A 22,962-nucleotide genomic window follows, 5' to 3' on the forward strand; every position below is an offset into this window, starting at 1 on the left:
AAGAGCGAGATAAGTTGATTTATTCAGCAGCCAGGAGCTTCGCCCTCGAAGCTTGATTCCAGGGGGCCTTCGTTTTCTTCCAGACCGGCGAGTTGATCGCCATGTCCATGTCGCGCGCAAAGATCGCAAAGCCGTCATAGCCGTGATATGGGCCCGAATAGTCCCAGGAGTGCATCTGCCGGAACGGCACACCCATCTTTTGGAAAATGTACTTTTCCTTGATACCCGAGCCGACGAGGTCAGGCTGGAGCTTTTCGACGAAGCGCTCGAACTCATAGCCATTGACGTCATCGTAGATGAGCGTGCTGTCCTTTACGTAATGCTGAGCTGTGCGCTGATAGTCGTCGTTGTGACCGAACTCGTATCCGGTGCCAATGACTTCCATCCCGAGGTCCTCGTATGCACCAATCACATGACGCGGACGGAGCCCGCCGACGTACAGCATCACCGTCTTGCCCTCCAGGCGCGGGCGATATTTTGCGATCACAGCGTTCACCAGCGGCTGGTACTTTTCAATCACCCGCTCGGCGCCTTCCTTAATCTTGTCGTCGAAATAGCCCGCAATCTTGCGCAGAGACTCTGCGATCTTTGAAGGTCCGAAGAAGTTATACTCGCACCAAGGGATACCGAACTTCTCTTCCATGTGGCGTGAGATGTAGTTCATGGAACGGTAGCAATGCAGAATGTTGAGCTTTGCTTTCGGGGTTGCCTCGAGCTCAGCCAGAGAACCGTCGCCGGACCACTGCGCGATCACCCGCAGGCCCATCTCCTCCAGCAGAATTCGTGATGACCAGGCGTCGCCGCCGATATTGTAGTCTCCGATGATCGCAACATCGTACGGCGTCGGCTCAAACTTTGGTTTGCCATCCGGCTCGAGCTGGTCGAAAATCCAATCGCGCACCGCGTCGTTGGCAATGTGGTGGCCTAGTGACTGCGACACACCCCGAAAGCCCTCACAACGGACCGGCACGATGGTCTTGCCGCCATATTCCTTGGATTTCGCTCTTGACACGGCCTCGATGTCGTCACCGATCAATCCGATCGGGCATTCCGATTGGATCGTGATGCCGTTGTTGAGTGGAAACAGCTCCTGGATTTCGTCAAGAATTTTGACCAGCTTTTTGTCGCCACCGAATACGATATCCTTTTCCTGGAAGTCGGAGGTGAACTGCAGGGTCACGAAGCTATCGATGCCCGTCGTGCCAACGTAATAGTTGCGTCGCGAGCCCCACGAATACTGACCGCAGCCGACCGGGCCATGGCTGATATGAACCATATCCTTGATCGGTCCCCAGACCACCCCCTTTGACCCTGCATAGGCGCAGCCTCTGATCGTCATCACGCCGGGTATGGATTTGATGTTGGACTTCACCCCGCAGTCTGATTTGCCGGCTTGGTGAACGTTGAGGTGCTTGGCACGCCGTTTCGCGGTTTTCTCCGGATAGACCTTCAGCACCTCCTCGATCAGCTCTTTGTTGCGAGCCCTGATTTCTGCGATGCTCTGGGTCGTGGCGAGACTCATCTGATGTCCTTCAAAGGTTAGCTGTTGCGAGGGCGGCTTCTTGCCAAGACTTCTGCAACCAGCATGCCAGCATCTCGTGAGCACAAAAAACAGAGCAATCAAAATCGCTTAGCGCGCCTCGTGCGGTGATAGGGGGTGTTGTTGCGAACCCGACATCACGCTTTGGGCAGAGAACTCTTGGCTTGGCCCTGTTCGAAATGGAACAAGGGCTGGTTATGGGTGAAATTGCCCGCCCAATACTCGAGCGTGTCCGCGATCGCAATACTCTGCAATCGGCGCTCGCCGAAAGCGGCCGAACAGGAAGACCGGCTGCAAGGCCGAGTGGCCTACACAGGCTCGCCAATGCTATCTATGCCTGCTGAGATCTACAGGTGCTTACGTGCTACGATGACGATGAGGTGCATGACCTCATGCTCCAGATCTCAATGCGAGCTGCCTCGCCACCCGGCGTCGTAGGCTCGCCGATCACGATAACAGCTGCCGCGCCTTGATAAGCGCACGCACGAGCACATCAATCTCTTCACGTGTATTGTAAAGTCCGAGTGACGCACGGCACGTCGCCAGCACGCCGAAGCGCTTGAGCAGCGGCATCGCACAATGGGCCCCCGCCCGCATCGCTACACCAGCGCGGTCGACGACGGTAGCAATATCATGGGCATGCGTACCCTTCATATCAAAGGAAATGATCGGCCCCTTCTCGGCCGGGGTCCCGATCATGCGCACGAAGTTGATGTCCGTCAGCCTCTCCTGCGCGTAAGCGAGCAGTGCGCGCTCGTGCCTGCGGATTTGCACCTTGCCTATTGAGTTGATGTAATCGATAGCCGCCCCTAAACCGATGGCTTCGACGATCGGCGGCGTACCCGCTTCGAAGCGATGTGGCGGATCACCATAAATGACGCCGGAACGCGAGACGTCGCGGATCATCTCCCCGCCGCCATTGAAGGGCGGCATCCATGCCAGATGCTCAGACTTGCCGTAAAGCACACCGATCCCCGTCGGACCATAGAGCTTGTGGCCCGTCATGACGTAGAAATCGCAATCAATGTCGCAGACGTCGGCGCTCAGATGGACGCATCCTTGCGAGCCGTCGACCAGCACCGGGATACCACGAGCATGCCCGATCCTCACCACGTCTTTCACCGGCAACACCGTGCCGAGCACGTTCGACATTTGTGTGATTGCAACCATCTTGGTGCGCGGGGTCAGCAGTCGCTCAAAATCATCGAGCAAAAAGTTTCCGTCATCATCCACTGGGGCCCATTTGATCACTGCACCGAGTCGTTCCCTGAGAAGGTGCCATGGCACAATGTTGGAGTGGTGTTCCATAATCGAGAGAACGATCTCATCACCCGCGCTAATGCGTTCACGGCCAAACGTCTGCGCCACCAGATTGATTGCCTCCGTGGCGCTCCGGGTGAAGATGATCTCTTCGTTTAAATGCGCGTTCACAAACCGCGCCACCTTGGCACGGGCGTCTTCATACGCCTCCGTCGCCGCGTTAGCGAGGTAGTGCAAGCCGCGATGAACGTTGGCATATTCGCTGGAGTACACCTGCGTCATACGGTCAAGCACCGCGTTGGGCTTTTGCGCGGATGCAGCGTTATCGAGGTAAACAAGCGGCTTGCCGTACACCGTCATGGCGAGCGCAGGAAAGTCTGTACGCAGACGGTTGACCTCGTAAATGCCATTGCTCACGGCGGGATGTGCGCTCATCGCCCCGCCTTTAGCCAGTGTTCAGCTTGCGCCGTCACAAAATCGCGCAGATTCTCGGAAGTGATCTCCTCAATCGTGCCAACGAACGCTTTAATCAGCAACATCTGCGCATCCTTCTCTGATAGCCCCCGGGCGCGCAGATAGAACACGAGAGTGTCGTCCAGCGCACCCGATGTCGCTCCGTGGCCGCAGGTCACGTCGTCGGCCAAGATTTCGAGTTCCGGCTTGTTGTCGACCTCGGCCTGGTCGGATAGGAGCAACGCTCGCGTCGTCAGGGTGGCGTCCGTTTTCCGGGCGGCGGGACGAACGATAATTCGGCCCTGAAACACCGAGCGACCGCAATCGTCTACGACCGCGCGGAACTTCTCCCGACTGGTGCAATGTGGCATGGCGTGGTCGACCACGACCGTTGTGTCCGCGTGGAGCTTGTCCCTGATGAGATTAACCCCATTCGCCGAGAGCTTGGTTCCCTCGCCGGCCAGCGTGATGAATCCCTGATAGCGGCTGATGGAGCCGCTGCAGGTCATGCTGAAGAGGTCGAGCTTAGCCCTGGCGCCGACTGCGATGATCGCCGACGAGATGTTCACGGCGTCAGAGGCAGCAGCTGCCACGCGGATATACGAAAGGCTCGCCTCGTCACCAACCAGGGCGATTATCGCATCGTTGGCTTGATAGCCACTCGCGCGTTCAGCCGGGACGAAACTTTCTACGATGGCCGCATGCGCTCCTTTACCGAGTTGCAGATAGCAACGTGTAAAGGTGGACACCGACAGTCCGGTTGCGACGTGAACGATTTGAATTGGACGCTCCACCGCATTGCCGTCGGCGACCGTAATCACCAAGCCATCTGTCGCCATTGCGGCGTTGAGCGCGATCGCCGAGTCGCTCGTCGTCGACAGCACCAGACCGGCCATGCCCCCAGTAGCCGAGTTCTCCAGAACCTCTCGCAGCGACCGCACAACGACTTCGTTTTCCAGCCTGCCGAGATCGGATAGCTCCGGCGCGAATATGCCATCCACCAAAACCAGTTTGACCGCCTGATCGGCAGCCACTTGCTTGACCGAGACCTTTGCGCGCACCAGCGCCTCCGCATCCGGCCGCGGAGCGAGTGGCAGCACCTCGCTGATCAGGGCGCGCAGATCTGTGTATTTCCAATCCTCCATGCGCCGATGCGGGAGGCCGGTACGCTCGTAGACCTCGAATGCTCTCGCCCGTATTTGGGGGACAGGGCCTGCACCAGGCAGCCGTCCACGCGCCGCAGCGAAAACATTGCCCATTGCGCGTTCGGCGTCGGCTTTGACCAAAACCTGCTTCATCGGGAAGTCCCTAGAGCCGTCAGGCCGCGTCTTCGAATTGGGCGTAGCCACAAGCCTCGAGCTCCAGCGCGAGTTCCTTGCCGCCACTCTTCATGACCCGCCCTTTCGACATCACGTGCACAATGTCCGGCACGATATGCTCGAGAAGCCGCCGATAATGAGTGATCACGATCATCGCTCGTTCCGGCGAACGTAAGGCGTTGATGCCACTGGCGACGATACGCAGCGCGTCGATATCGAGGCCGGAATCGATCTCGTCAAGGATGCACAGGCTCGGCTCGAACAACGCCATCTGCAAAATTTCGTTGCGCTTCTTCTCGCCGCCGGAGAAGCCGACATTGACGCCGCGCTTGATCATGTCCCGGGGAATGTTGAGCGAACCGGCCACCTCGCGGACTCTTTTCAGAAATTCGGGGGTGGAGAATTCCTGTTGGTCGCGCGCCTTGCGCTGGGCGTTCAGTGCCGCGCGCAGGAAGTTCATGGTGGTCACGCCGGGGATCTCGACTGGATACTGGAATGCTAGGAACACGCCCTTGGCGGCGCGTTCATTTGGCTCCATCCGCAAGAGGTTCTCGCCCCTGAACAAGATTTGTCCGCCGGTGATCTCATAGCCCGGCTTGCCGGCGATGACGTGCGAGAGCGTCGATTTGCCGGAGCCGTTCGGCCCCATGATCGCGTGCACTTCACCGGCATGGACGCTAAGATGCAGCCCGCGAATGATTTCGCGGTCTTCGACACCAAGATGCAAATCTCGGATTTCGAGTAGCGCCATTCTGATCTGCCCCCTGAAATGCGTCGTCTGGCGAGCCGCATTCGAGGGGCTCGCGGGAGGTTTCGTTATCCAACGGATCCGTCGAGCGAGATCGAGATTAGCTTCTGCGCCTCCACTGCGAACTCCATGGGCAGTCTTTGCAGAACTTGCTTGACGAAGCCGTTGACGACGAGGCCCACCGCTTCTTCCTGGCTGAGCCCGCGCTGGATGCAGTAGAACAGCACGTCCTCGGAGATCTTCGAGGTCGTTGCCTCGTGCTCGAAGGTTGCCGAGGAGTTCTTGGCCTCGATGTACGGCACGGTGTGCGCGCCGCATTTGTCGCCGATCAGCAGCGAGTCGCAGGCCGTGAAGTTGCGCGCCCCGGTCGCCTTGCGATGCGCGGTGACGAGACCGCGATAGGTGTTCTGCGACTTGCCGGCGGCGATGCCCTTGGAGATGATCCGGCTCGACGTGTTCTTGCCGAGATGGATCATCTTGGTGCCCGAATCGACCTGCTGGAAGCCGTTCGAGATCGCGATCGAATAGAACTCGCCGCGGGAATTGTCGCCGCGCAGGATGCAGCTCGGATATTTCCAGGTGATGGCGGAGCCGGTCTCGACCTGGGTCCAGGAGATCTTGGAGTGGTTGCCGCGGCAGTCGCCCCGCTTGGTGACGAAATTGTAGATGCCGCCCTTGCCTTCCGAATTGCCGGGGTACCAGTTCTGCACCGTCGAATATTTGATCTCGGCATCGTCAAGCGCGACGAGCTCGACCACGGCGGCATGCAGCTGGTTCTCGTCGCGCTGCGGCGCGGTGCAGCCTTCGAGATAGGAGACGTAGGAGCCCTTGTCGGCGATGATCAGCGTGCGCTCGAACTGGCCGGTGTTGCGCTCGTTGATGCGGAAATAGGTCGACAGCTCCATCGGGCAGCGCACGCCCGGCGGCACATAGACGAATGAGCCGTCCGAGAACACCGCCGAGTTCAGCGTCGCATAGAAATTGTCCGAGGTCGGAACCACCGAGCCGAGATATTTCTGCACCAATTCAGAGTGCTCGCGGATCGCCTCCGAGATCGGCATGAAGATCACGCCGGCCTTCTTCAGCTCCGCCTTGAACGTGGTGGCAACCGAGACCGAATCGAACACCGCATCGACCGCGATCTTGCGCCGGGCCGGATCTTCCTCGCCGACCTTCGGCTCGACGCCTTCGAGCATGGCGACTTCCCGCAAGGGGATGCCGAGCTTCTCGTAGGTTTTCAGGATCTCCGGATCGATCTCGTCCAAAGACGAGACCGTCTTCTTCGGCTTCGGCGCCGCGTAATAATAGAGATCCTGGAAGTCGATCTTGGGGATAGTCGACGCGGGCCCAGGTCGGCTCCTGCATGGTCAGCCAGCGCCGATAGGCCTCCAGCCGCCACTGGAGCATCCAGGCGGATTCGTTCTTTTTCTGTGAGATGAATTTTACGATCTCTTCCGACAGCCCCTTGGGAGCCTTCTCGGTGTCGATCAGGGTCTCAAACCCATAACGATACTGGTCGACGTCGATGCGCTTCACGCGCTCGACCGTCTCTTGTACGGCTACCATTGCCCGCTCCACTCACGCAGCGACAACTCCCGCCGGCGAGGATAGCGCCGCAATCTCTCTGAGCGGATCGTGCAAGTCGCCGCCAACTCTGGGCCAGCGAGTGAGAGAAACAGGACACGGATCCAAACGGCGGCGGCTGACGATAGCCTCTTCATCATGCTTCGCGCCGGAGCTCCTCTCATCGGCTACCCCACCTATGCCGGCACGCAGGTATCGGGCACCGGGCAAACGACCACGCATTGCGGCGCGTCAAAATGCCCCTCACATTGCGTACACTGGGTCGGATTGATCACATATATATCGTTCTTCAGGCTGATCGCGGCATTGGGACATTCGAACTCACACGCACCGCAGACGGTGCACTGGGATGCGATTATCTTGTAGGCCATCACTGCGATTCCATGAGCAAAAGTTGCGCGACAGTTTCTTGCTTTCAAGTCTTGTGCCAGACAGTTAACCTTGATTTGTCTGGGCTATTTTCGATAACGCAAGTCGCCGCCTCGACAGGGTGTCGCAATTCCTACAACGCGCATGACAGCAGCTTGATCTCGATGCCGTGGTTTGCGCATGGTCGATCTCTCGGCAGTCAGCGATCAGGTGAACCGCGTTAGCCAGCCTGCGATGCATCCTAAGGTGGTCGTGCCGCGGCTATGATCGATGCGCCGCGCGACTTCACAAGGTTCTCCGCCGGTGTATCAGGTCGACCCCAAGCCCCAGTCACGGGACACCGGCGGCCTCGGCGACGGCACCGCGATAAACAGCCCGCGCAGTCATCACCGGTCCGGTCGGCGTTCCACAGCCAGCCAGAAAGGGTCGCGGCGATCGCGCCAGATAAAGTCGCCCGTGATTGCGGGTCCCCTGCGGACCCGCGGGACGCATTCTCAATTGCCTTCGATTACCTGGCAAGACCGGCATTCATATGCGCTGTATGGGCGAACGTACATTGTCTCGCATCGTGCGAGCGACTGAAGCCGGCGCTCGTCTGGTGATCCTTCACTTATGCCGACGGCGGTCAGCAGATCGATGGAGCCAAAAAAAAGCCACCCCGAGGGGTGGCCTAAGTCAGGGAGGAAACGCCCATAAGGGCCTCTGGGATCAGGCCGCAGCCTGTTCGATCGGTGAGAAGGGCAGCCCGAGGCTTTCGGCCACCGCTTTGTAAGTTAGTCGGCCCCGATGGACGTTGAGGCCCGCGCGCAAATGCGGATTTTCGAGCACGGCGGAAAAACCTTTGTTGGCCAGAGCCAAACCAAACGGCAGCGTCGCGTTATTCAGTGCCTGGCTCGAGGTCAGCGGTACAGCCCCAGGCATATTGGCCACGCAATAATGAATGACGCCATCCACTTCGTAAGTAGGATCAGCGTGGGTGGTTGGGTGCGATGTCTCAAAGCAGCCGCCCTGATCGATAGCGACATCCACGAGCACCCCCCTCTTGCGCATCGAGCTCAGCATGCTCCGGCGGACCAGCTTCGGCGCGCTCGCACCTGGAACGAGCACCGCACCAATCACCACATCCGCCGCAAATACCTCTTCCTCCACGGAGTCGATAGTCGAAAACCTGGTGCGAACGCGTCCTTCGAATAGCTCGTCCAGCTCGCGGAGCCGGCGTATCGAACGGTCGATGATGGTCACTTCTGCGCCCAGACCGACCGCCATGCGTGCCGCGTGCGTACCAACGACACCACCTCCGATCACCACGATACGGGCAGGCTGAACACCGGGCACCCCACCGATCAACAGCCCTCGTCCGCCTGCACTCCGCTTCAGGGCGCTACCCGCCGCTTCGATCGCAAGCCTACCCGCGACCTCGCTCATCGGCGCCAGCAGCGGAAGACCACCATGCGCATCAGTTACGGTCTCATAGGCGATCGCGGTGCATCCAGATTTCAGGAGGCCCTTGGCCTGATCCGGGTCGGGGGCCAGATGCAGATAAGTGAAAAGGATCTGATTTTCCCGCAGCTGACACCATTCGGACGGCTGAGGCTCCTTAACCTTTACGATCATCTCGCTCGATGCGAATACCTCAACTGCGGAAGTTAGAATCGTTGCGCCAGCATTGCGATAATCGTCGTCGGTTGCACCAATGCCAGCGCCGGCATTGGTCTCGATCATCACGCGGTGGCCCGCTGCCACGTATTCGCGGACAGCTCCCGGGGTAAGGCCGACGCGATATTCGTGCGCCTTGATTTCCTTGGGGACTCCGACCTTCATTTGAAAACTCCCTACCTGGAGCGCCTTTCTAATCGGAAGCGAGCAGGGATATTGCGACGCAGCCGTCAAAATGACGCAGAAATTCAGCGATATTTGGCAAGCTTCGCAGGATTTCAAACCCACTGGTGCCGAGCGGATCGAGTGACCATGCTCGCTGAGCTTAACCGTCGAAAATGCGTGATCGCGATGAAGTTTCGAATTGCGTTCTCGGCTCGTGAAAAAGCTAACAACCGAAATCCAGCCTCGCCGAAACTTCTTGAAGAGCCGAGTCGCAGTGTGCCGGTTGGGTAGACTTGCCCATAGAAGGGATCGTTTCCAAAGCTGATGGCGCTTGGCTAATGACCATTGATCATAAATTTGGTTTCCAAAAAACTGGACGATGCGCAACGTGTTCAACAGATCCGAGGCAATTGTTCGCCCCACAACCAATCAACGATTCGCCGGCCGCCGAAACCGGTCGCCATCTGCACAAATTTCCGATCGTCAGCCACCGCCTCGCCAATATCAGCTGCATCGGACCCGAGCGGGTGCGCCTTCATGGCTGCAAGCACGGCATCGGCCAAATCAGGCGCGACGATCGCAACGAGCTTGCCCTCATTGGCGACATGGATCGGATCGAGACCAAGGAGCTCGCAGGCAGCTGCAACCGCGGGCTTCACCGGAATGGATGTTTCCTCCAGATGGAACCCGAGGTCAGATTGATGCGCAATCTCGTTGAGGGTCGCGGCAAGCCCACCCCGCGTCGGGTCGCGCATCACCCGGATGCTGCTACCGCCGGCGGCAACCATGACCGCTACGAGATTATGCAACGCTGCGCAATCCGAGACGACCTCGGTTTGAAAAGCGACGTTCTGACGTTTTGACATGATCGCCACCCCATGATCGCCGACGCTACCGGACACCAGCACACGGTCCCCGACCCTTGCCTTGTCGGCGGAGAGATCGAGCCCATCGGCCACAATCCCGATGCCGGTCGTAGAGATGAACAAACCATCGGCCTTGCCGCGCTCGACCACCTTGGTGTCTCCGGCAATGATGTAAACGCCAGCGCCGCGCGCTGCCGCGCCCATCGAATCCGCGATCGCCTTCAGATCCGAAAACCGGAAGCCCTCCTCGATGATAAAACTGGCCGACAGATAGAGGGGACGCGCGCCGGACATCGCGACATCATTGATCGTGCCGTGCACAGCCAGTGACCCGATATTACCGCCCGGAAAGAACAGCGGGGAAACCACATAGCCGTCGGTCGTCATCACCATCCTGCCTGCCGCAACGTCAAACGCGGACTGATCATTGCAGCGGGCGAGCCATTCATTACCAAAGGCTTGGTGAAAAAGGCCGGAGATCAGCTGTGCCATGGCACGGCCCCCGGATCCATGGGAAAGATCAACGCGTCCGTTCTCGATGTCGAGCTTGCGTTGATAAGCCTTTACGCTCATGACGTCCGCCTCAACTGTTCATCGCGAACTCGGCCGTAGGCCCAATACGCCGCACAAGCGCCTTCTGATGACACCATGCAGGATCCTATGGGAGTTTCCGGCGTGCAGACGGTTCCAAACAGCTTACAGTCGACCGGCCGCTTGGCGCCACGCAAGATCGCGCAGCACTCGCATGCCGGATTGTCTGCGATACGCAGGTCGTGGATCGCAAAACGCGTCTCGGCGTCGAATTGCGCGTAAGCCTGCTTCAGCTTCAGTCCGCTGTTGGGGACGAGTCCGAGCCCTCGCCATTCAAACTGCTCGCGCAGTTCGAATATCTGCGATACCTCCTCCTTGGCGCGCCGATTGCCTTCACGCGTCACCGCACGACTGTATTGGTTCTCTACCTCGTAGCGATCTTCGTTCACCTGCCGCACCAGCATCAGGATCGCCTGCATCACATCGAGCGGTTCAAAACCCGCGATCACGATCGGCTTGCCGAATTGTTCCGCCAGAGGCTCGTAAGGCTGCGTGCCAATAATGGTGCTCACATGTGCAGGCCCGATGAAGCCGTCGATTGGAACCCCGCCGGTGTCGCGGATTTTGGGGTTCTCGAGAATGCTGTGCATCGCAGAGGGTGTAAGCACGTGATTGCAGAACACGCTGAGGCCCTTCAACCGCTTCTTCTCGGCAATCCGGATCATCACCGCCGTCGGAGGGGTAGTGGTCTCAAATCCAATGGCAAAGAAGACCACCTCGCGGCTCGGCGCCTGTTCGGCGAGCCGGATAGCGTCGAGCGTCGAGTAGACCATCCGAATGTCTGCGCCGAGCGCTTTGGCTCGCAACAGGGACTGTCCTTGCGACCCAGGCGCGCGCATCAGGTCGCCGTAGACGCACAGAGTGACCTCTGGTCGGTCGACGAGCCGGATCGCCATATCAATTCGGCTGGCGGGCAGAACGCAGACGGGACAACCGGGCCCGTGGATCATGCGAACGTTCGCGGGCAGCAGATCCTCCAGGCCGTAGCGGGAGATCGCATGAGTGTGTCCGCCGCAGAATTCCATGAACCGATAGGCTCTTTGCGAACTGACCTCGGCGCCAATCGCACGCGCAATTCCCTGCGCGATGGCCTTGTCGCGAAATTCGTCGGCATATTTCATGATCGGCGTTCTCCTGCACTGCCTAGCTCCTGCAGGAGCTCCAGCGTGCGCTTGGCTTCCGTCGGATCGATCTTGGCCAGCGCATAGCCGACATGGACAAGGACGCAATCGCCGACCTCGAGCTCGTCGATGAGAGCAATCGATATCTCCAGGCTGATGCCATCGATGGACACCGTAGCCATGTCGTTGGGATGAATTTTCGCAATCCTTGCCGGCACTGAAAGGCACATATCAGGCTGTTCCTTCCCTGGCGGACGACCGTTGAGCAATCTGCAGAGCGGCAATCCAGGCCTGGCCAAGGCTCAAACCGCCATCATTGGGCGGCACCCGCCGTGGCACGAGCGGGGTAAGGCCGGCAGCGCTGCAACCGCGCGGGATCTCATCCGCCAGCACCGCGTTCAGGAAGCAGCCGCCGCTCAGAACGACAGTATTAACGCCGGTTGTCCGCGCAGAGCGTGTGACCCAGTCAACGCAGGCGGCAGCGAAGGTGCCATGAAAAAGCCCGGCTCCGCCCACGGCGTCAATGTCATGTGCAATCAGCTGCGCAAACAGCGGACGAAGCGACAGCACGCCGCCGTCGATCGTCCAGCCGGCTTCGAGAATCGCAGTCCGCCCCACCAGCGCCTCGAGCTTCATCGCCGCTTCGCCCTCATAGCTCTGCAAACTCGCAATCCCCAGCAGCGCCGCTGCCGCGTCGAACAACCGGCCCGCACTGGTCGTGGTGGGCCCGCCCGGCTGATCGAGCAAGGCCGACACACATCCAGCCCGCCGTTGCGCCGCAAAGCGCGGCCCGATTTCATTACCCCGGCCGAGCCCGTGTAGTACTGCGCTCGCCATGCGCCAGGGCTCGCGAGCTGCACGATCTCCACCAGGCATTTGCAGCGGCGCTAAGTGCCCGATGCGTCGGCACCTCGGGCCTTCGCACAACAATAGTTCGCCACCCCAGTTGCCGCCGTCGGAACCAAAGCCATGGCCATCGAGCACCAGGGCAAGCGCAGGTCCCGCATGGCCATGCTCGGCGATCACTGCGGCAGCGTGTGCGTGGTGATGTTGGACAGCCACCAGCTCGCGGCCATTTGCTTCCGCAAACCGGGTAGAAACCATATCGGGATGCAGATCATGGGCGACGACGACAGGCTCCACGTCAAGGCTCGATGTGAGGTGTCGGATCGTCTCCTCGAACGCACGAACGCCTTCGGCCGTATCCAGATCGCCAATATGCTGAGAGACGAACGCTTGGTTGTCCCGCGTGATGGTGATGGTCGATTTCAGCGCGCCGCCGACGGCGAGCACGGGGGGCACAGACTTCGGAAGCCTGATGGGTTCGGGAACATAGCCACGGGCACGACGAATGAATTGTGGCCGGCCAGCCACCACTGACACCACGGAGTCATCAGCACGCGTCAGGATATCGCGGTCATGGGTCACGACAAGGTCGGCGATCTCATCGAGCCGCCGCAGCGCCTGCGCGTTGTCGATCAGGAGCGGTTCGCCGCCAAGATTGGCACTGGTAGCCACGATGACCGCGCCGGCCCCCGCCCATGCACCTGCCGAGCGAAGCGCATGAAAGATGAGGTGATGCAGCGGCACTATAGGCAGCATGACACCCACACGTGACAAGCCAGGAGCTATGTCGGGCGCCAGGTTGTTTCGCGAAGGCAGAAGGACGATGGGACGTGCTACGGATTCGAGCAGCGCAAGCTCGGGCACGTTCGCCTCCGCGATCTCGCTGACGCGCTCTATCGAATCGACCATAACCGCGAACGGCTTCTGAAGGCGCTGCTTTCTCCTGCGCAAACGCTGCACCGCGTCCTGGTTACGCGCATCGCAAAGCAGCTGGTATCCGCCCAGCCCCTTTATCGCCACGATTTGTCCACCCGCGATTGCCGCGACAATGGCGCTGATCTCATGGCTGAGCCGAGGACCGCATGTCGGACACGCGATCGCCTCCGCATGAAACCTGCGGCTCTCCGGATCGCCATATTCGGCCGCGCAGGCTGCGCACAGCCTAAAAACCCTCATGACGGTGTTGCGGCGATCGTAGGGAAGCCGTTCGGCGATGGTGTAGCGTGGGCCGCAATGGCAGCAACTGATGAAGGGGTAAAGGTAATGCCGATTTTCTGGATCGAACAGCTCACTGAGACATTGCTGGCAGACCGCAGCATCAGCGACGATCTGCGTTGACAATTTGCCGCCTTCGCTCGTGCCGATCGAAAAGTCTTTCGCCGCGAGCGCCGCAGTCTCCCGAACGCAGATGTGGTCGATGCGTGCCAATGGCGGCGCCTCGAGCGGCAACGTGGCGATAAACTCCGAGGCCCGATGCCCCTCGACCTCGATCGTAACACCGTCGGGGCCATTGATGACAAATCCCGCCAATCCGTACCGCATAGCGAGTCCATAGACGTAAGGACGAAAGCCGACCCCTTGTACGGCCCCACTCACGCGCACGCGTAGCCGTGTTCGGTCGCAGGAGGTTGCGGCGTTCATCGCCTTGTGTCCTCTACGATGGGCCTCTGGGCCTCGCCTGTCTATCGATCCAGGCGTAGAGCGCGCCAAACCCCTCGCCGGTACGAGCCGAAACTACAAGCACGTCAATCTTCGGATTGACGCGTCTGGCGTATTCGATCGTCTTACCCAAATCGAAATCGAGCAGCGGGGCTAGATCAATCTTGTTGATCACCATGAGCGAAGAAGCGGCAAACATATCAGGATATTTGAGCGGCTTGTCTTCACCTTCGGTAATCGACAAGACTACGATCTTGCAGGCCTCACCAAGATCGAAGGCTGCGGGACAGATCAGATTACCGACGTTCTCGATGAAGAGAATACCGCCAATCAGCAGCGGCAAGCGCCGATGAGCCTCGCCAATCATTGCAGCATCGAGATGGCAACCCTTGCCGGTGTTGACTTGAACGGACGGCACGCCGGCGGCCCGAATGCGTTCGGCATCGTTCGAGGTCTGCTGGTCGCCTTCGATGACCCCGACCGGACGGCTGCGCTTGAGCTCGGACACGGCGCGGACAAGCAGGGTCGTTTTACCTGCACCAGGACTAGACAGAAGATTAAATACAAGCAGGTCATCAGCTACGAAGAGCGCGCGGTTGTCCGCCGCAATCCGATTATTCTTGCCAAGAATGTCGCGCTCGATCTGAATGACCCGCTCTCTGCTCATGCCCGCAGCCTTCAAGCCAGCCGGCCCGGCGCCGCCGCTCAGCAGCGCCTGCCCGCCATGAGCCTGGTGATGGGCAAAGCGATGATCGTGACTATGACTGTCGCGAACATGGTATGAACGTTGCAGGCCTTGGTCGCCATGCGGATGGTAACCGCGATCGAAATCGTCCTGCATATCAACATAGTAACGCGCGTGGCTCTCCGCGTCATGCGCCTTGGCGCGTTCGGTCGACGGCGTCCCGTCGGTGCAGCCGCAAACGGTACACATCAATCGATCTCCAGCTCTTTCACGCGCATCTGTTCGCCCGCGGTTACCTGCAACTGATAGCTGCCGCAGCGAGGACAGCACTCACCGCGCCGTGCAATTTCAACGCTTTTCGAACAGCTCATGCACCAGACAATGCCTGGCCGTTCGACGATATTAAGGACCGCGCCCTCGGCAACGGTCCGCGTTGCAACGACAGCAAAGCAGAACCTGATCGCTTCAGGCGCAGCATGGCCCAGCGCTCCCATCTCTAGACAGACGCTCCGTACGCGCGAAAACGATCGGTGACGTGCCTCCTCCTCGATGATTTGAATGATGCCAAGACAAATCGCCATTTCATGCATCGCCAATTTCGCGAAAATTGAGGGTGAATCCGACGCACGGATCGAGCGATGCAATCACTGCATGGACTGCATCCCGACGCCGTCTAGCCGTCAGCACCGCGCCCTGCAGGCTGCGGACAAGCGGTCCGCGGCGGTGGAAATTCCACTCCGTCGGCGCAAGGAATTCGAAGCGGGATATCCGGCCCTGAGGATCAAGCTCAACCGCTTGGTAGAGACGCCCCCTGGCGCATTCGACCGCGGCCGCTGCACGGCCGGGCCCTAGCCTATATCTTTCGATAATCCCATGCTCCGCCGACTCAATCTGAGCACCGGCCTTGAGCCAGGCGCATAGCCGGAGGATTTCAGCAATTCTGGCCCTCAGCCGCTCGGCCGCTCCGGAGGGGCTCGGCGAGAGTTGATCACGCGCCATTTGGCGCGCCCATGGACCCGTCTCGGGCGCATGTCCGTCAAGATCGGGACAATGGCAAAATGTAGCGTCATCCACGAGCAGCCGTTTAATGATGTTGCGGTCGTCAGCAACGGACAGGAACGAGTGCTCCGCCGGAATTGACTTCAGGTCGATCTCATCAAGCGCTGCAATGCGAAGCGCCAATGGGCTACCGGATGTCAGCGCGCCACCCTCATTCGGTATGCCGAGCGCGGCCAGCGCAGCCACAATCCGCACCGTTGCTTCGCATTGAGTGGAGCCCCAGGGTGGCTGGGTGGTGCCGACAAGCGCTGAGATTTCCCGCATCACGGAGCGGACTGCCGCCGCACTGATGACGTCTTGCGCAAGATGTCCGACAAAGAGGCCCCTTAGCAAGTCCGCGATGCGCTCGGTAACGATAAGCGCAATACGATGCTGTTTTGTTGTGCGTGTGATCACTTCGTCGCGCGCCGTCTCGATCGCGGACAGCAGTGCGGTTTGCTGCGCAGCGGCACACAATGCGAAGAGCCGCGGCAGCACCTTAAGCAGCGACGAAGCTTGTTTGCCAGCGAACAGCTGCCCCAGCGGCGGCCGGACTCGCGGCAGGATCTCGACCGCGGCGACTACGTCGGCAGCAAGCGATACGGTGACATCGATCTTGTTGTGGGCAGCAAGGCTCATGCGCACCGCTCCGCAAACATCCTGCGCAAGGTATGCCGGCGGTCGCTGCGCACGCGCCGTCTACGGGATCCCCCCGGACGCCGAACGTTCTCCAAGCTCTTCATGTGACGTACGCCTTAATAATTTCCTGCATGCGTTCGGCAGAGTCCTGGAAATCCTCGTCGGCAGCCAACGCAACAATCGGCACGCCGCCGACCTCCAGCGTATCAAGGATGATGTTGTCCGTAGAATTGAAGAACTGCACCGACCAGACATTCCTGATCCCGGTCGCCTGCACTCGGCACGTTCCGTAACCGCGGAAGATGAGCTGGACCGGGCCATTGCCCAGGCTGAGCTGCAGGAATGCCAGATCGATAACGCTCATCGGCAGCAACGTGAGATTGATGACGTGAGCGCGCATGCCAAACCGCCAGACGCGCGACCGCTCGCGTATTTCCGCGAGCAAAGGTTGCACGTTCATCGCGCCGTCCGGCGCCGCGCGGATCACAATATCGGCGGACGTCAGGTCACTTGCGGCGCGCCGGACAATTTGCGGAATCGCTCCGACCTCGACATATTCGTGCGCCGGATCGGTCCCGATGCGCACGCGCCAGATTCCCGCAAGCACGGACTCCCGGATTTGCGCCAAAGTGCCATCTGGCAGCGCAACCACGCCAGCAATCTCACCTTCTCCGAGCACTTCGCCAATCAGCTTGCGCTCGGGATCGCTGAGATTCGCGAGTCCGTACTGTTGCGTCCGAGCGCCCCTTCTCTGGCTGGCAACGGCAGCAGCGGCATTCGATAAGAGCGCGGTGGCATTTGGATAGTTCCTTGCAAGCCCGTCGCCATCGCGCCAACCGCTGGCGAGCGCACTCCTCGACCCGCCATGGAATACATCGAGGCTCCCAGAGCCCATGGCAAGCTTGCTCGCCACCCGCTCGTCGCCGTCCGATGCAACGCGGAGCGCTGTTTTCATCATGCGATGTTCCGTTGGCTGTCTCGAGGAGCAATGCCCTTGCCGACACAAGTGCTGCCGGCGTGTGGCCGAACGATCGGTACCGAGATACGGCTGATCCTGACCAAACGGACCGGTCTCTTGCCGATCACGCGGAGTGTATTGCGCCGACGGCGCAGGCTCGGGCTCGACGGGCCGCGCAGGCCGAGCCGGCCGACCAGTTCGCCACCAACGCCGCCCGCAGGCACTGCGCCTTGCATGCGCCGCCGAAACGAGTTGACCATTTCAGGACGGAAGTACGCGGGCTTGATGATTCGGAGCAAATATAGGAGATCGGCCGGTGACTGCGGCATCACGTCCGCCCTCACGGGAGCGTGTGCGACTAGGCACGCACCTCCGCTGACGCCCCCCACCTCGGATGGAGCGGGCCGCGAAAGACCACGCTGCGCCGGCTGCAACTTCATCACACGCCTTCTGAAAATCTTCGGTTTCTGCTAACAGGCTATTAGCAAGGTGCATGCCAATCATCGTCTGGCCGCGTCTCCCCCTCGAACCAGAGGCTCGAAGCGCCTGACATTTTCCATGCAAAGGTTACGTGCGACTGGAAGCCAATGTGTGAGCAAGCAATCGGCGCAATATCCGCAAGCGGAATCGCTAGCGTAGGTGCTCCGGCAATTGCGGCTCATGACCGATTAAGTCCGCAAAGAAGGGATCGCAGTCCTGGCCGTTGAGGCTGGCCTCAAGCCCGTCCAGTGCTTGCGAGATCAGCGTTGCTTCATTTTCATCCAAAAGCCGCACCGCGCTGTCGATATGAACGAGCACCTTTGCGCCGACCACGGCGTCCGAGAGCAGCATGACCGAGACGCGCCGCTGTTTATCGCCATACTCGCACAGCGCCGTGATGCCGTCGGTCTCGAGAATCGTCATTGGCAATCCAAGGCACATGGTCACTCGCGGGCCGCTAGATCGGCTGCGTCCTCATCTCATAATTTGCATGGTCGATATTGTTCGCCAATAGTCGTTCTGATGCAGGCAGCGGCGCGGTCCGCGGTTTTGCCGGCGAGTCCCACTGCGCCAGGAGTTTGCAAGCCAGTTCAATCGCAGGCGCAATCTGAAAGCGTACCGGGGCAGTCAGCGGACCGCCCCAATGCTCCAGGTCCAGCGGCTGACAGCCGATGAGAGCGAGCTCTCGCGGGCGGCGGCCAAGCAGGTCGGCCGCACTCAAGACCTCCTGAAAGCCGGTCTGATGCAGGCTCACCTTCTTGGCGGCGGTAAATTTTGGCACTTCGTCATCTCGCACAAGCTTCAACTGCCCGGGCAGTAATCCATAGTCGATAGCATCGAACACGATCAGGCAATCGGCCTGCTCAAGAAAACTAATGAGGTAGAGCCCCTGTGTGCCGCCATCGAGAACGGTGACGTTGTCATCGATGGCATAGCGGCGATGAAACTCCTCGACCACCCGCACGCCAAATCCCTCATCGGCCCACAAGATATTGCCGATGCCGAGCACCAGAATCCTCTTCTTGGTTTCCGGATTCAGCATCCGCCTCCCAGTCAATCGCGAGACCCGCGCTCACCCGATGGACTAGATGCTCCGGCGCGACATGAGTCTTCACGGATCACCGCGTAGATGTGGACCAGCGCAAAGGTCACGATCACCCACAGGCCGAGATGATGCCAGGTATGGACGTCCTGACTGTTCGGCCAAATTGAAAATACCCAGCTGAACAGCTTGTACTGCCAGCTGTCAGTGCCTGCACCTTGCCCATAAAGTGCAAATCCTGTGACAACCATGAACGTGATCGTCTGCGTAAACATAAAGAACATTGCGAGCTGAGCAAGACGGTTGCGCCCGACGCGCCTCTCGGGCTCAACTGTAAGGAACGCATACGAGCGAATCTCGTGGTAGACCTCGCGCCAAAAGCACCTGCGCCAGAGCGGCACCCAAAAGATCTGCATGGCATGCGCATTTCCCATTAAAGCCCAGTAGATTCGCAGAAGAAAGCCGGTACTGAGCACATATCCCGCCGAGAAATGAGCAAAGCGGATGTAGCCGAACAGGAAATTGCCGGTTGCCTCTCCCGACATCGCCGGTGTCCCGGTTCCAATGAGATAGCCGGTTAAGCTCAGCATCAGAATGGTCGCGGCATTGACCCAATGCCACAGTCGCACCGGCGCGGAGGCGATGCCACCGCCGATCCTGCCTTCAGTCGGTGCCGCATCGACGGCGGCAAGGAGCTTCCGAGCCCTGTCCGGCATGCCCCTAACGAACATTGACTGAAGCCATTTCCTGGCCATCAGGACTCATCACATGGGTCGAGCAAGCCAAGCATGGATCAAAGGAATGGATCGTGCGCAAGATCTCCAGGGGCCGCTGCGGATCGGCCATCGGGGTACCGATCAGGGAGGCTTCAAAGGCGCCAATATTGCCCTTGGGATCGCGAGGAGATCCATTCCACGTCGTCGGCACAACACATTGATAATTGTCGATCTTGGCGTCCCTGATCTTGATCCAGTGCCCAAGCGCACCGCGCGGCGCCTCAGTGAACCCGTAGCCCTTGGCCTCCTTGCGCCAGGTTTCCGGCTTCCACCTGCTGACATCGGCAGTTGCCGTATTGCCTGCCTTGATGTGGATTACCAGCTTATTCTGGAAATAACGCATCTGATGCGCCGCCCACTGGCATTCGAGCGCTCGCGTCGCAGTACGGCCAAGCGTCGAGAACAGCGCACTCAGGGGAAGATTGAGCCCCTTGAGCAGTCTCTCGGCGGGCTCCTTGAACTCGGCTTTGTCTTGCGCATAACCGATGATGTATCGCGCTAACGGCCCGACCTCCACGGCGTGGCCGCGCCAGCGCGGCGCTTTGATCCAGGAATACTTGCCGCCCTCGTCGAGTTCCTTAATATCTGTCTTGCTGCCTTTGAGTTTTGGCCCAAGTTCAAAACTCGGCTCGGTGAGACCGTCCCAGGGATGCAGTCCGCAGCAATCGCTGGGGTATTTATACCATGAATGCGGGACGAATTCCTGGATCTGCTCGGGATCACCATGGTCGATCGGCAGTATCTCCTTGAGATTGCCACCAAGAATGACCCCTCGCGGCAGCTTGAAGCTTTTGGCGGAACAGTCATTTGCGTTTTCGGGGATGTCGCCATAGGACATCACGCTTTTGCTCGAAAGTCCGCCGCCATGGAGCCAGTCCTTATAGAACGAGCAGATCGCGGCAATGTCGGGCAGGTAGACCTGCTCGACAAACTCGATCGAACGGTCGACGATCGAGGACACGATGTTCAATCGCTCCATATTGATCGCACCCACCGCACCAGTTCCGTCGACGTTGATCGCGCAGGGCACGCCGCCGACCAACCAGTTCGGATGCGGGTTCTTGCCACCATAGATCGCCTGGATCTTGACGATCTCCTTCTGAAAGTCGAGCGCTTCTAGATAATGCGCTACAGCCATCAAGTTCGCTTCCGGTGACAGCTTGTAGGCCGGATGCCCCCAATAGCCATTCTTGAACGGACCGAGTTGGCCTGATCCGAAGAATTTGGTGAGCCGGATCTGCAAATCCTTAAAATAGCCAGGGGACGATAGCGGCCAGGGCGAGATAGACTGCGCGAGCGCGGAGGTCGACTTGGGATCGGCCTTGAGCGCGGAGACCACGTCGACCCAATCCAGCGCGTGCAGGTGATAGAAATGTACGAGGTGATCATGCACGAGCAGGCACAGCTGCATGATGTTGCGGATCGAATTGGCATTCTCCGGAATCGCAATTCCTAGTGCATTTTCAACCGCGCGCACGGAGGTGAGCGCATGGGTTCCGGTGCATACCCCGCAAATCCGCTCGGTGAACGCCCAGGCGTCGCGCGGATCGCGCCCGCGCAGGATAACTTCGATGCCACGCCACATCGTGCCGCTTGAGACCGCATTGCGGATCACATTGTCTGAATCGAGATTGGCTTCGACACGCAGGTGGCCTTCGATCCGCGTCAGCGGATCGATGACGATTCGCCTGCCGGAACGATCGAGATTGAACCCATTCGGTGTCTGGACGGCCACCGTCGCCCCCTCCTCAAGTCGATTTGCTTTTGTGGGCTGCGCGATCCCGCTTGTGGGTCAACCGCTTCGCGGCGGTGAGCGCCGCGTGGGCAGCGACGGTTAGCCCAACTACGCCGGCAGCGGCCATGCCGATCTGGTCGGCGTTCGCCTCGATGCCGAACTGCTTGATGGTTGTGAGGCGGTCGTAAAATGATCCCTTATCCCAGAAGCCGTCTTCGGAGCAGCCGAAGCAGCCGTGGCCGGATTGAATCGGAAATGAAATGCCGCCGTTCCACCGAATGGCCGAACAAGCATTGTAGGTGGTTGGCCCCTTGCAGCCCATCTTGTACAGGCAATAGCCCTTGCGTGCGTACTCATCGTCCCACTCTTCGACGAATTGGCCAGCGTCGAAATGGGAACGCCGATAGCACTTGTCGTGAATCCGCTCGGAATAGAACATACTGGGACGGCCTTGGCGATCGAGCTCCGGAAGCTTTCCGAACGTGGTCATGAAAGTCAGGAGGCCACTCATAACCTCTGCGATAGGAGGGCACCCGGGCACCTTGATGATCGGCTTGTTGGTGATCACCTTATCGATCGGCGCCGCGCCAGTCGGATTGGGCTTGGCCGCTTGCACGCATCCCCAGGACGCACACGTGCCCCAAGCGATGACCGCCATGGACTCTTCCGCCATGTACCTGAGCTTTTCAACGAACGGCTTGCCGCCGTCAATGCAGAACATGCCACCCTCGTTCAGCGGCGGATTGCCTTCGACGGCGAGCACATACCTGCCTTTGTACTTGGCACGAGTTTCCTCCAGGATGGCTTCGGCCTGGTGTCCTGCCGCCGCCATGATCGTATCGTCATAGTCGAGCGAAATCATCGACAGCAGCGCGTCCTTGATCAATGGATGGGCCGAGCGGATAAAGCTTTCCGAGCAGCAGGTACACTCGAGCCCGTGCAGCCAGATGACGGGCACACGCGGTTTGGTCTCTAGGGCGTTGGCAATTCTGCCTGCGGCGAGCGGACCGAGTCCCAAGCTCGCGGCAGTCAAACTGCAGAATTTGTGGAAACTACGACGCGTGATACCCTGACGTCTGATCACGCTGTAGAACGTTTCTGTTGCACCACCCATTAAGCCTTCCATGTGAGTTGTCGTCGACCGAAACGAATTACTGACGTTCAGCAAGAAACAAGCCACAGCAGCGAAACACTTGACAGATGGCACGCCACCGCTTCTGGATTTGATGACAGTCGAAACCAGCCAGCGAGCCACGAGCTGCGCCATTGATCTGTCATGCTAATGGTGTCCGGTTTTGGACATCGATGTGATCAGTTCAACAGAGCGACACGATGGTTCATCACTGCACGGTGACTACGTCCTGCTCGCTCTTGCAGACGCGACACTCATGCCTCATGCCGATTGTTGAATAGAATTGGTGCAGTTGACGGG

General features: G+C 59.5%; 20 protein-coding genes and 1 pseudogene. All 21 read right to left on the minus strand.

Features of this window, described 5'->3' with window-relative positions; all coding sequences use genetic code 11:
* Positions 1-19: 19 nt before the first annotated feature.
* Positions 20-1,522, minus strand: a complete 1,503-nt coding sequence (gene nifD, locus I6F28_RS17355) for a nitrogenase molybdenum-iron protein alpha chain (protein WP_225129591.1) — start codon at positions 1,520-1,522, stop codon at positions 20-22.
* Between the two features lie 465 nt (positions 1,523-1,987).
* The gene (locus I6F28_RS17360) at positions 1,988-3,235 is read right to left on the minus strand and encodes a cysteine desulfurase (protein WP_225140383.1); all 1,248 of its coding nucleotides are present in this window, start codon (positions 3,233-3,235) and stop codon (positions 1,988-1,990) included.
* Entirely contained in the window at positions 3,232-4,551 is a 1,320-nt protein-coding gene (sufD, locus tag I6F28_RS17365; RefSeq protein WP_225140384.1) for a Fe-S cluster assembly protein SufD, read from the minus strand. The genes I6F28_RS17360 and sufD overlap by 4 nt, the downstream gene beginning before the upstream one ends.
* 19 nt (positions 4,552-4,570) lie before the next feature.
* A complete protein-coding gene (gene sufC, locus I6F28_RS17370) occupies positions 4,571-5,323 on the minus strand; it encodes a Fe-S cluster assembly ATPase SufC (protein WP_225129597.1) in 753 nt (250 codons plus the stop codon).
* Between the two features lie 65 nt (positions 5,324-5,388).
* Positions 5,389-6,886 (minus strand): annotated as a pseudogene (sufB, locus tag I6F28_RS17375) (Fe-S cluster assembly protein SufB).
* 194 nt (positions 6,887-7,080) lie between these two features.
* Positions 7,081-7,275 (minus strand): 4Fe-4S dicluster domain-containing protein, encoded by a 195-nt coding sequence (locus tag I6F28_RS17380; RefSeq protein ID WP_225129601.1) that lies wholly within the window; start codon positions 7,273-7,275, stop codon positions 7,081-7,083.
* Between the two features lie 706 nt (positions 7,276-7,981).
* Positions 7,982-9,094, minus strand: a complete 1,113-nt coding sequence (gene ald / locus I6F28_RS17385) for an alanine dehydrogenase (RefSeq protein WP_225129650.1) — start codon at positions 9,092-9,094, stop codon at positions 7,982-7,984.
* 392 nt (positions 9,095-9,486) lie between these two features.
* A complete protein-coding gene (hypE, locus tag I6F28_RS17390) occupies positions 9,487-10,533 on the minus strand; it encodes a hydrogenase expression/formation protein HypE (RefSeq protein ID WP_225129602.1) in 1,047 nt (348 codons plus the stop codon).
* Entirely contained in the window at positions 10,530-11,672 is a 1,143-nt protein-coding gene (gene hypD, locus I6F28_RS17395; RefSeq protein WP_225129604.1) for a hydrogenase formation protein HypD, read from the minus strand. Before hypD ends, hypE begins: the two co-directional genes overlap by 4 nt.
* A complete protein-coding gene (locus I6F28_RS17400) occupies positions 11,669-11,845 on the minus strand; it encodes a HypC/HybG/HupF family hydrogenase formation chaperone (RefSeq protein ID WP_518513083.1) in 177 nt (58 codons plus the stop codon). The genes hypD and I6F28_RS17400 overlap by 4 nt, the downstream gene beginning before the upstream one ends.
* A 58-nt stretch (positions 11,846-11,903) precedes the next feature.
* Positions 11,904-14,159 (minus strand): carbamoyltransferase HypF, encoded by a 2,256-nt coding sequence (hypF, locus tag I6F28_RS17405; RefSeq protein WP_225129607.1) that lies wholly within the window; start codon positions 14,157-14,159, stop codon positions 11,904-11,906.
* Positions 14,160-14,172: 13 nt separating this feature from the next.
* A complete protein-coding gene (gene hypB, locus I6F28_RS17410; protein WP_225140385.1) occupies positions 14,173-15,111 on the minus strand; it encodes a hydrogenase nickel incorporation protein HypB in 939 nt (312 codons plus the stop codon).
* On the minus strand, positions 15,111-15,452 hold the full coding sequence (gene hypA, locus I6F28_RS17415; RefSeq protein ID WP_225129612.1) for a hydrogenase maturation nickel metallochaperone HypA: 342 nt from the start codon (positions 15,450-15,452) through the stop codon (positions 15,111-15,113). The genes hypB and hypA overlap by 1 nt, the downstream gene beginning before the upstream one ends.
* Positions 15,445-16,539: a hypothetical protein gene (locus I6F28_RS17420; protein WP_225129614.1), complete on the minus strand. Its 1,095-nt coding sequence runs from the start codon at positions 16,537-16,539 to the stop codon at positions 15,445-15,447. The genes hypA and I6F28_RS17420 overlap by 8 nt, the downstream gene beginning before the upstream one ends.
* 100 nt (positions 16,540-16,639) lie before the next feature.
* The gene (locus I6F28_RS17425; RefSeq protein ID WP_225129652.1) at positions 16,640-17,494 is read right to left on the minus strand and encodes a hydrogenase expression/formation protein; all 855 of its coding nucleotides are present in this window, start codon (positions 17,492-17,494) and stop codon (positions 16,640-16,642) included.
* Positions 17,494-17,826, minus strand: a complete 333-nt coding sequence (locus tag I6F28_RS17430; protein ID WP_225129616.1) for a hypothetical protein — start codon at positions 17,824-17,826, stop codon at positions 17,494-17,496. Before I6F28_RS17430 ends, I6F28_RS17425 begins: the two co-directional genes overlap by 1 nt.
* A gap of 301 nt (positions 17,827-18,127) precedes the next feature.
* Positions 18,128-18,418 (minus strand): HypC/HybG/HupF family hydrogenase formation chaperone, encoded by a 291-nt coding sequence (locus I6F28_RS17435; protein ID WP_225129618.1) that lies wholly within the window; start codon positions 18,416-18,418, stop codon positions 18,128-18,130.
* A gap of 16 nt (positions 18,419-18,434) precedes the next feature.
* The gene (locus I6F28_RS17440; RefSeq protein ID WP_225129620.1) at positions 18,435-19,019 is read right to left on the minus strand and encodes a hydrogenase maturation protease HybD family protein; all 585 of its coding nucleotides are present in this window, start codon (positions 19,017-19,019) and stop codon (positions 18,435-18,437) included.
* Between the two features lie 11 nt (positions 19,020-19,030).
* Entirely contained in the window at positions 19,031-19,735 is a 705-nt protein-coding gene (gene cybH / locus I6F28_RS17445; protein ID WP_225140454.1) for a Ni/Fe-hydrogenase, b-type cytochrome subunit, read from the minus strand.
* A 4-nt stretch (positions 19,736-19,739) separates the two neighbouring features.
* Positions 19,740-21,530, minus strand: a complete 1,791-nt coding sequence (locus I6F28_RS17450; RefSeq protein ID WP_225129622.1) for a nickel-dependent hydrogenase large subunit — start codon at positions 21,528-21,530, stop codon at positions 19,740-19,742.
* A gap of 13 nt (positions 21,531-21,543) precedes the next feature.
* Entirely contained in the window at positions 21,544-22,644 is a 1,101-nt protein-coding gene (locus I6F28_RS17455; RefSeq protein WP_225129656.1) for a hydrogenase small subunit, read from the minus strand.
* Positions 22,645-22,962 lie beyond the last annotated feature (318 nt).

The organism is Bradyrhizobium sp. NBAIM14 (assembly GCF_020193895.1).
GTDB classification, from domain to species: Bacteria; Pseudomonadota; Alphaproteobacteria; order Rhizobiales; family Xanthobacteraceae; genus Bradyrhizobium; species Bradyrhizobium yuanmingense.